The following is a 9092-nucleotide window of genomic DNA, read 5'->3' on the forward strand; positions in this document are numbered from 1 at the left end:
TGAACTATACCTCTTCCAGAACCTGCATTATGACCTCGTAATTATATGACATCACCTGATTTTTTAGGTATTGGCTTGCAGTCCTGTTATGAGTCTCGGCTTCGTCGACAAGCTCGATAAGCCTGTCATAGTCGGCAGAAATAGTTGCGTCTTTTATTTTTTCCAGAAGGTCTCCCGGAAGATTCTTGAGAAACAGTGCATTTTCACGGCTTGTGGTACTGCTTTCCCTTGCTTCCCCAGGCTCATCCTCCTTATATATGTACTCTATCCCAAGAACAGACCGTACTGTTTCAAGAAGCTCGCCTATATTGAAAGGTTTTCTAATGTAGCCATCTGATCCGATTTCAAGAATTCTGTTTTTTTCTTCTTCAAAAGCACTGGCCGTGACTGCAATAACAGCAATGGAAGAAGTATCCTCGGAGGTTTTAAGAATCTTGGTCGCGGTATACCCGTCCATTACTGGCATGAGCATATCCATGAGAACTATATCAGGCTTTATTACCTTGATTTTTTCAAGCGCCTCGGCTCCGTTGACAGATTCGCTGTAGTCAAAACCCTTGGGCTCAAGTATGCTTTTAAGAAGAAATCTGTTGGCATCCATATCATCAACGACATGAACCTTCACAGGCATGGAGGATGGTTTTAAGGATATGACTTTTTTAAAGGAATCCCTTGAGTCAGCTGTCCTGCTAAGCTTTGCTCGTATAACCGCATTAAATATCGTACCCTGACCATAAGTGCTTCGAGCAACGATATCCCCATCCATAAGTCTTGCGAACTCACGGCTTATTGCTAGGCCAAGGCCTGTTCCGCCCTTGCCCTTTGCAGAGCTTTGCGCCTGTTCAAAATATTTGAATATTTTATCGACTTCTTCATTTAAAATACCTGAGCCAGTATCCTCCACTTCAAAAAGTATGGAATACATATCAGGATCTTCTTCATTTTTTTCTGCTTTAATGCTGAACCTTATTCTGCCATGGTCAGTAAATTTAAGTGCATTTCCAAGAAGATTGGTCAGTATCTGCCTAAGTTTAGTATCATCGGATATTATATAATGGGGCAGATCATCGGCCATATCGAACTCGAAATCCAGATTCTTTGCTTCGGCCCTTGCCCTGAAAACAATATCAAGATCGCGAACGATTCCGTGCAAGTCAATCGGGGTGATGTCAAGATGAACCGTCCCTGCCTCTATTTTTGACATTTCAAGTACGCTGTTGATGAGAGAAAGAAGATGCTCACCACTTTTATTTATTATGTTTAGCTGTTTCTGCTGAAGAGGATTAAGTCCATCATCCTTGCCAAGAAGCTGGGAAAAACCAAGAATTGCGTTCAGAGGCGTTCTTATTTCATGGGACATGTTGGCAAGAAAAAGGCTCTTGGCCCTGTTTGCGTTTTCGGCTGCGTTTTTTGCCTTCTCAAGTTCAAACGCGGCATTCTTCCTGTCAGTAATATCTTCATTAATAAAAATATGATGGGTAATCTTCCCATTATGATCCCTTATCGGAGAAAGCGTGGCGTGGGCCCAGTAAAAGCCACCATGTTTTTTTACATGACGTATTTCTCCATGCCATTCTGCTCCTGTATCCAGAGAATGCTTGATATTTTGAAAAAATTCGGGGTTATCGGAATCAAAATTCAGACGATCAAGTGATTTGTCTTTTATCTCGTCCGCCGCAAAATCAGTAAGTCTTGTGAACTTGGGATTCACGTACTGGATATTGCCTTTTCTGTCCGTAATTATCACAGAAGCAGGACTTTGCTCAATGGCATTGGACAGAATCCTTAAGTCGTCCTCCACCCTTTTTCTTTCTGTTATATCCCTGACAGTTGCAACAATAACGGGACGGTCAGCAAGATTCATGCGGCAGAGATAAACGTCCACATCAAACTCATGTCCATCACCAGGCCTTATGGTCCTCCATTCAAAAAACTGGTCGCCCTCTCTTACCGCCTTTTTCCAGATGGCTCTGAAATCATTTGCGCTCTGCTGGCTCACAGTCAGATCTTTTGTAACAGAAAGTTTTTTCAGTGTTTCTGCATCAAGATTGTAAAGATCAAGCATCCTGTTATTGACATCAATTATCTCACCGTTAATTGCATGGACAGAAATGGCGTCATGGACATGATCCAGTACATCCCTCAGGGTTTTTTCCGAATTCTTCAGGGCTTCCTTAACAGCTTCGCTCTGGATCTGTACCGTGAAAAACATTATTATGAGACATGAAACAAGCAGGGTAATAAAGATTGGAAGCCTTCTCGATTTAGCGATCATCAGACGCCATTTTTTAGCATCCAGATCAATGCCGACAATGGCGATAGGCTTTTTCTGTCCATCCCTGAATATTGGAACAAGCCCTGATATCCATACGCCCCATTCATCTGGCAGGGGACCTTCAACAAACTGGTGGCCGTCTTCAAATGCAGCGAGGAATTCATCCGTGGAATCAGGATAAACCTCTCCTGGTTCAGCAAAGCTTGAGGTCTCCAGAAGCCTTGTAGGACAGGCATCTACATAGAAAAAGGCTTTCCCGTCCTTATTTTTGCCCATTATATAAAGGTACCTGATATTGTTCTGGGAATCACCAAATCTGGTAAGAATGTTTCTAAGGTATTTATGCTGGGGAAGATCCTTATCAGTCGGATCAGCCTTAAACCCTGCGACAATCTCAGGATCAACTGCGGAGGCGACAAGGGCAGCAATTTTAAGGACATGATCCCTTTCGTCCCTGTCTGTCCGCCTTGCACCTGACTCAGTGATAATCCAGCCGGCGCCGACAACAAGTGCTATCCCCAGATATACCATCTGCTGATATGACTTCATATGCCTGTAAGATGATGAAAATTTCTCATTTTTCCATACGCAGTAGTACCTCCATATAAAAATCGAGATACTGATAGCTGCCATGGCCCTGAATATCTGAACAGGCATATGAAACAATCCCATGAAAGCATCCTGGTTGATAATATTTCCAGGGGAAAAGCCTGTTTTTGAAGTCACGAGACCCGAAAGCAAGGTGTAAACAGCCATTGAAGCAGAAGCTGAAATAATATCATTACCAAGCCCTCTGCGCTTTAAACTCAATCCATAGCGAATCAGTACAGCCGTACTCAATAAGCCTGCTGAAAGCCCGCAGATGATTCTGACCGCAGCTGATACGCCTGTCATTCCTGAAGGGAAAGCAGTTAAGGGAATAAGAATGAACGGGATATAAAAATACGCTGAAAAAGGTTTTGACCTGAAAACAGAAAAACTTGACCTGGCGAATTCAAAAAGGAACAAAAAGGAAACCAGCAAAAGGGATGTACTAAAAACAACAAAATAAATACCAGTCGTGTCCATGCTGAATTTCAGCATTTCAAGCCACTCGTTTACGCCATGAATGACCCCAAAAAACCCCAGAAATTTCCACTTCGGAGCTTCCGTGGAATCGGCCTTCATATTATAAGTGACTGCGGCCAGAAGGATAAAGGCCAGACCATAAATAAAAAAAACATAATCCATCTGACTTTCAAAAAAGCTGAATACAGGCATAAGTCTCCTAAATTATTATCAGTGAATTATGAATTATCCATGATCAGTAAATCAGGATGATCGCCCATTGCGTCCCGCACGGCCCTGAACTCTTCGGCCGCATCAATAAAAGCCTTCACAATATCAGGATCAAATTGAGTGCCACTGCCTTCTGATATGATTTCAACGGCTTTTTCATGGGAAAATGGAGGCTTGTAGCATCTCTCCGATCTTAGAGCGTCATAGACGTCAACAAGAGACATGATTCTTGCCGACAAGGGAATTGAAGTCCCGGACAAGCCGTCAGGGTATCCTTTTCCATCCCATCTTTCATGATGATGTCTTGCAATCGAACGTCCCATATTTATAAAAGCATTGCCCGGATACAGAACATAAACTTCGGAAAGGGTTTCAAACCCAACCACAGTATGCCTTTTCATAATATCAAATTCTTCGGATGTCAGGGGGCCTGGCTTCATGAGGATACTGTCTGGTATGGCGACTTTGCCAATATCATGCATGGGACTAGCGTGGAATATATTCTCTGTATAGCATTCGCTTATATGAGTCCTGTATTGGGGAAGAAAAGCGAGTCTGTCGGCAAGCATCCTGCAAAGAATCTGGACACGCTCCAAATGCTTGCCTGTGGAGTCATCCCTCTGCTCAGCGAGTTTTGATAAAGCAAGAATTGTAGCGAGCTGGGAGTTTGTGATTTCCCGAACCTGATCCTTAACCAACTTCTGGAGGCTGTTGTTCTGGATTTCGAGTTGAGCTTGAAAAAAATGCAGGGCAAGATGGGTTTCAACACGGGCATAAACTTCTTCCATCTGAAAAGGCTTTGTTATGTAGTCAACCGCTCCTACACTGAAAGCCTTGACCTTATCAAGGGTATCGTTCATCGCGCTGATGAATATTACCGGAATCGGATAAAGCTCAGGATCTGATTTAAGGTGCTGGCAAACCTCGTATCCATTCATTCCAGGCATATTAATATCAAGAAGAATCAAATCGGGCAGTTCCTTTTTTGCAGCCTGTATTCCAAGCTTGCCATTTGGAACAGGTCTCACTCTGTAGCCTCTGTCCTTTAGCATGCCTGCAAGCAGCTGCAAATTGGCAGGAGTGTCGTCAATTGCCAGTATGTCGGGTGTTTTTTGAAACTGTATGATTTTTCTCATTTTTCTATCAGTCTCATATTATTCAGATAAAATTTAATTTATACGGCTGATTCCGCAAAGCTGATCAGCTGAAGGAATAGAAGCCGGTTTTGACGCCGCCGGTGTTAAATCTGGCGGTATTAAATCTGACAACGTCACAAAAAATCCAATTTCAGTTATTCCGGCGAAGGCCGGAATCCAGTCTCCTTCATACCGGCGATGCCTGCCTGAGTGAAAAATGGGAGCCGGAATTCGGAAGCATCTGGAAATACACAAATGCCTGATAAAGTCCGGCATGACGCCGGCGTCTTTTTTTGACTTTTTGCGAGTCCATCAAATCTGATTAATGAAGATTAAAAGAAACGCTCGGAACAGACCAGGTACATATTGTAAAGACAGGTAAGATGTTTTATCCAAACTGATTTAAATTAGCATAACACAGGATAGTTTTAACAGAAAAAAAGCTGGTATCCAAAATCAAATACTGTGATATGTCTTACGAGTTGACTCATTAAGCATACTTCAACAATATACATTCCCAATATATAGCCGAATATAAAAGGAGGACTTCCAGCAATGTCAGTATCAGAAGCACTAAAAAACCGTGTCTCAATCCGCGCTTTTCTTGACAAACCTGTTCCAGAGGAAACCCTTAAAAAAATTTTCACTGATGCCCAGCTGTCACCTTCAAACTGTAATGTTCAGCCATGGCAGGTATATGTAGTTTCAGGAGCCAAGAAAGATGAAATTAAAAACAAAATGGTTGCGGCGGTTATGAGCGGACAGGCACCAAATCCTGATTTTGACTGGAAAGTAAAATACGAAGGAGTTCATCGTGATCGTCAATTCGGCTCAGCGCACGCCCTTTACAGTTCAATGGGAATTGAGCGCAGCGACAAGGAAGGCAGAATGCTTGCCATGCTAAGAAACTGGACTTTTTTTGACGCACCCCACGCTGTCTTTTTCACAATGGACAAATACCTGAACATCATGGGAGCCGTAGACATCGGAATTTACGCTCAAACCCTTTCCCTGCTCATGACTGAGAACGGAATTTCAAGCTGCATGCAGGGGGCGCTCGGTCAATTTCCTGATCCTGTGCGCGAAGCACTGGGCATCCCTGATGAGCGCGGGATTTTATTTGGAATGTCATTCGGATACGCGGATGAAAACGCTCCTGTAAACAAAACCAGAACAGAACGCGAGCCTGTCGAAAACTCAGTGATTTTTCTCGGCTGATAAAATGACCGCGTCTTGGAAACATGCGATTAAATTTATATAGGTCGCGCTGAGGCGTCCTTTGCCGAAGCTCGACAGGAGATGACAAATCATAAGGATTCTCCTTCTTATGTTGGGCTGCGCTGAAGCTCAGCACGACCTACATGTTCTTTTATTTTGCCAACAATGAAAGACTCTTGTTTATTAGGCCACCCATTATTGCCCAAGAGCCTTATCCACCGCGTCTATAAGATCATTAAGCCTGTATGGTTTGCTTAAAAAAACCTGGGGCTGTTCAGGATGCTCGCCTTCCATTGCCTGATCTCTGTCATAGCCGCTGGCCAGAATTACAGGAACATCAGGTCTGAGCTTGCGCAGGGCAATAATCGTTTCCCAGCCATCCATATTAGGCATGGTCAGGTCGCAGATCACCAGACGGATTTTGTCCATGCTGCCCTTGAAAACCCCAACAGCTTCGACTCCATCATGGGCTATGAGTACGGAAAAACCCATATGGGTCTCCAAAATAGATTTGGCAGTCATCAGAACAGATTGATTATCATCAACCAGAAGCACGGTGCCATCACCTTTATATTCTTGGGCATGGGCTGTTTTTTCAGACTTTTTGACTAGTTTTTCATCAGTCAGAGGGAAAAATACTCTGAAGGAACTGCCACTGCCAAGCACACTCTCCACAGTGATCAGTCCTCCATGTCCGCGCACAATTCCAAGAACAACAGAAAGTCCCAGGCCACGACCAGAAAATCTGGTGGTAAAAAATGGATCGAACAGCTTCTCCATATCAGCTTCGGCAATTCCGCATCCTGTATCAAGCACTTCAACACAGGCATATTCTTCGCCATGCGGCTGCCAGTCCAACGGAAAACGTAGCGAAGCCGGAATTTCTGACAATTTGACAGTCTTGACGGTCATATGAATAACATCATGAACTCGTTTAAGGGACTCGTACGCATTCAGGATAAGATTGGCCAGAGCCATCTGTATCTGCTTGGCATCACCCTTAATTACTGAATTTGTGGCCTGAAACTCGACCTCGAAAGAAATGTTCTGGGGTATTGCTGATTTAATGAGAGGAAGATTATTTCTGCACAGATCGGAAAGATCCAAAGATTCATATTTACCGGTTGACTGTCCAATATAGGTAAGCATTAGAGAGCTGACCTCGGCCGCCTTTTCTGCCGCCTGCATGGCATCGTTCAGTTTTTCAATGGTTTCAGCGCTAAGGTTAGAATCGCACAAGGCAAGATCAAGATTGCCAATCACAGCAAAAAGCTGGTTATTAAAATGGTGGGCTATACCTCCGGCCATTGTAGCCAGACTCTTGGTCTTCTGAAGCTGAAGATTCTGTGCCATCAGTTTTTCATTTTCTTCTTCCATTTTCTTGCGCTCTGTAATGTCCCTCGCAGCGGCAAAAAGAAGATTATGATCAACGGCAGGTGTGGCCTTCCAGTCAAACCATCGGTATGAGCCGTCCTTGCAACGATAGCGGTTGCAAAAATCCAGTGTGTATTCACCGGCGAGCTGCTTTTCTATTTCTTCAAGAGTGGCAGCCCTATCATCAGGATGAATCATATCCATGATTGGCTTTCCAAGTAATTCTTCGCTCGAAAAACCAAGAACTGCTTCCCAAGCCTTGTTTATTTTCTTGAAGTATCCGTCTGCCGTGGCAATGCAGACCATATCAGGAACAAGATCAAAAAACAGATTAAGTTCATTCTCGGCTTTTTTCCGTTCAGTGATATCCCTTGCGGTTGAGAGCCAGCTTGTTCTTTTTCCGTTTTCATCCTCCACTGACTTGCACCACCAGGCCAGCAGTCTTTTTTCTCCGTCTCTGCGTCTTTGCCAGCTTTCGACATAAATCATGTCTCCGGTGCCGTCATATAATGGCTGAACTATTTCATAAGTGTTCTGTTCACCAACAAAATAGCAAGAAGCTTCCATGCCTATGACATCATCACCGAAAAACTCTTTTCCTACGTTATTGGCCCAGATATATCGTTTGTTGCTGTCAACCTCCATGATAATGTCCGGAATTGCCGCAAGTATTGCATTCTGGCGCAATGAAAGAGCTTTTAACGCTTCCTCTGCCCGCTTACGATCTGTTATATCGCTAAGTACCACACGGAAAGAAGATACTCCCTCAGAATCACTCGCCACAGCAGACTCCACCCTCACCCATATTGGCTGGCCGTCTTTTTTAAGAAGGCGCAATTCATAGACCTGGCTGACACCTGTTTCAAGGAGCTTCTTGCATCTCAGATATTGTAAATCCAGATCATCCTGAAATATGAAACGGGTAAAAGGCTGCGAGATCATTGTGCCCCTTGGTATTCCAACCAGATTGCCTGCTGCTAAATTAGCCTCTGTGATGAGTCCCTTTTTATTAAGGGTCAAATACCCTGCCGGAGCCAAATTATAGAGATTGAAATATCTTGCTCGAGAGGCTTCAAGTTTTTCTTGTGTGCTCCTTAGCTCGTCATTCTGCATTTCCAGCTCTATCTGGTGAACATGGAGTTCATGGAGTACAGTCTTTACTTCTTCAGGAGAAAGGGATTCATCAAGCTTGATGGCAAATGCGCCTGCCTTTTCCTCGGACTTCTTGCGCAAGGTTTCCGAATATCCTGAACTCTTTATTCTCTCGGACATTTTCGCCTCCCAGGACGATTGGGGATAATTAGAACGCAAAGGACTTGTTTGGATATGGTGTTCTTTACCATATACATATTTAACCCTATATAGCGAAGGATCTCCCCAGAATGTCAGTATCTGAAGCATTAAAAAAACGTGTCTCAATCCGAGCTTTTCTTGACAAACCTGTTCCAGAAGAAATTTTTAAAAAAATATTCTCTGACGCCCAGCTGTCTCCTTCAAACTGCAATGTTCAGCCTTGGCAGATATATGTTGTTTCAGGAGCAAATCGAGTAGGGTGAAGCAGCTGATCAAGTCTGCTTCATCCCTCTCACAGAACCGTGCGTACGGGCCTCGTACACGGCTCTTGTTCATCCTTATCTCGTTGTAAAAAGAGGAAGCACTCCCGTTTGAATTTCATTCATCGCGAACAGTCCGATTTCTTCAAACCATTTGTTGGGCATTGCCCAGTGGCTGAGCTGACATGCCGAGTTCCGCCATGATGTCATTTTGATGCTCTGGAATTCGCCGCTATACCCCAGCTGCCTGAGCCGTCT

At 43.9% G+C, this 9092-nt stretch carries 5 protein-coding genes and 1 pseudogene; 2 read left to right on the plus strand and 4 right to left on the minus strand.

Annotation, left to right across the window (positions count from 1 at the left end; translation table 11 throughout):
* Positions 1–4: 4 nt before the first annotated feature.
* Positions 5–3535 carry a PAS domain-containing hybrid sensor histidine kinase/response regulator gene (locus K245_RS26550; RefSeq protein ID WP_027359157.1) on the minus strand — a complete coding sequence of 1177 codons (3531 nt, stop codon included), beginning with the start codon at positions 3533–3535 and terminating at the stop codon, positions 5–7.
* 26 nt (positions 3536–3561) lie between these two features.
* The gene (locus tag K245_RS0109850; protein WP_035276915.1) at positions 3562–4689 is read right to left on the minus strand and encodes an HD domain-containing phosphohydrolase; all 1128 of its coding nucleotides are present in this window, start codon (positions 4687–4689) and stop codon (positions 3562–3564) included.
* 555 nt (positions 4690–5244) lie between these two features.
* Between K245_RS0109850 and K245_RS0109860 the strand changes: the two genes are divergently transcribed.
* Positions 5245–5907: a nitroreductase gene (locus tag K245_RS0109860; RefSeq protein ID WP_027359160.1), complete on the plus strand. Its 663-nt coding sequence runs from the start codon at positions 5245–5247 to the stop codon at positions 5905–5907.
* Positions 5908–6102: 195 nt separating this feature from the next.
* Here K245_RS0109860 and K245_RS0109865 read toward each other — a convergent pair whose 3' ends face one another.
* Positions 6103–8553: a PAS domain-containing hybrid sensor histidine kinase/response regulator gene (locus K245_RS0109865; protein ID WP_027359161.1), complete on the minus strand. Its 2451-nt coding sequence runs from the start codon at positions 8551–8553 to the stop codon at positions 6103–6105.
* A 110-nt stretch (positions 8554–8663) separates the two neighbouring features.
* On the opposite strand from K245_RS0109865, the gene K245_RS27220 reads away from it, so the two are divergent.
* Positions 8664–8837 carry a nitroreductase family protein gene (locus K245_RS27220; RefSeq protein WP_084156197.1) on the plus strand — a complete coding sequence of 58 codons (174 nt, stop codon included), beginning with the start codon at positions 8664–8666 and terminating at the stop codon, positions 8835–8837.
* 75 nt (positions 8838–8912) lie between these two features.
* On the opposite strand, the pseudogene K245_RS28295 reads toward K245_RS27220, so the two are convergent.
* A pseudogene (locus tag K245_RS28295) lies at positions 8913–9092 on the minus strand (hypothetical protein); the annotation flags it as partial.

This window comes from Desulforegula conservatrix Mb1Pa (assembly GCF_000426225.1).
In the GTDB taxonomy this organism is placed as follows: domain Bacteria; phylum Desulfobacterota; class Desulfobacteria; order Desulfobacterales; family Desulforegulaceae; genus Desulforegula; species Desulforegula conservatrix.